Source organism: Reyranella soli (genome assembly GCF_007992495.1).
In the GTDB taxonomy this organism is placed as follows: domain Bacteria; phylum Pseudomonadota; class Alphaproteobacteria; order Reyranellales; family Reyranellaceae; genus Reyranella; species Reyranella soli.
In genome coordinates, this window is the sequence record NZ_BKAJ01000372.1 from 1 (window position 1) to 1,046 (window position 1,046).

General features: G+C 62.2%; 1 protein-coding gene. It reads left to right on the top strand.

Features of this window, described 5'->3' with window-relative positions; all coding sequences use genetic code 11:
* Positions 1-113: 113 nt before the first annotated feature.
* Positions 114-1,046, top strand: a 933-nt coding sequence (locus tag RSO01_RS46835; RefSeq protein WP_373868010.1) for a B12-binding domain-containing radical SAM protein, incomplete at its 3' end; no start/stop codon positions are given.

A 1,046-nucleotide genomic window follows, 5' to 3' on the forward strand; every position in this document is an offset into this window, starting at 1 on the left:
CCGCATCGCGGTTCCGTACGCATCCCCCAATACCGTGAAGCATGCTAGTGTCGTGCGCCGTTAAGCCGGTGGCGACCCAGGCCGTCATTGCCCTTTGACAGGAGCCAATGCCGATGAGTCCCTGCAATGTCCTCCTGGTGTCGCCGCAATACCCGGTGGCCACGTTCTGGAACAACAAGGCCCTCTGTAAAGTTGGCGGCGCGCGCCATACCGCCATCCCTCTCGGCCTCTTGACGGTCGCGGCCCTGCTGCCGGACGCGTGGACGTGCCGGCTGGTCGACAGGAACGTCGCCGACGTCACCGAGGCCGACCTCGCCTGGGCTGACATGGTCATGACAGGGGGCATGAATGTCCAACGTCCCGATTGCCTGAGCGTGATCGCCCTGGCGCAAGGCCGGGGTAAGGTCGTGGTCGTCGGCGGGCCAGACGTCACCTCGGAACCGAATTTCTATGCCCATGCCGATTTCGTCGTGATCGGTGAAGCCGAGACTGTCATCCACGACTTCATCGCCGCCTGGGAGGCCGGCCGACGGCGCGGCGCGTTCACGGCAGAGAAATTCAGTGTCGACATCACCACAACTCCCGTCCCCCGCTACGATCTCCTGCAGCGCAGCGATTATCTCTACCTCGCCATCCAGTTCTCGCGCGGCTGTCCGTTCAATTGCGAGTTCTGCGACATCATCGAGCTCTACGGCCGCAGGCCGCGCGTGAAGACGGTCGCACAGATGCTGGCCGAGCTGGAGGCGATCTGGCGCGGCGGATATCGCGGACACATCGATTTCGTCGATGACAATTTCATCGGCAACAAGAAGGCCGTGAAGAAGTTCCTGCCCGAGCTCATCGCCTGGCAGAAGGAACACGATTACCCCTTCGTCTTCTCGACCGAAGCCTCGGTCAACCTTGCCGACGACGATGCGCTGCTTACGCTCATGCGCAAGGCGGGCTTCTTCGTCGTGTTCGTCGGCATCGAAAGCCCGGACAGCGACACGCTTGTGGCCATGCAGAAGAAGCAGAACACGCGCCGAAGCCTGACAACGAGCATTCAC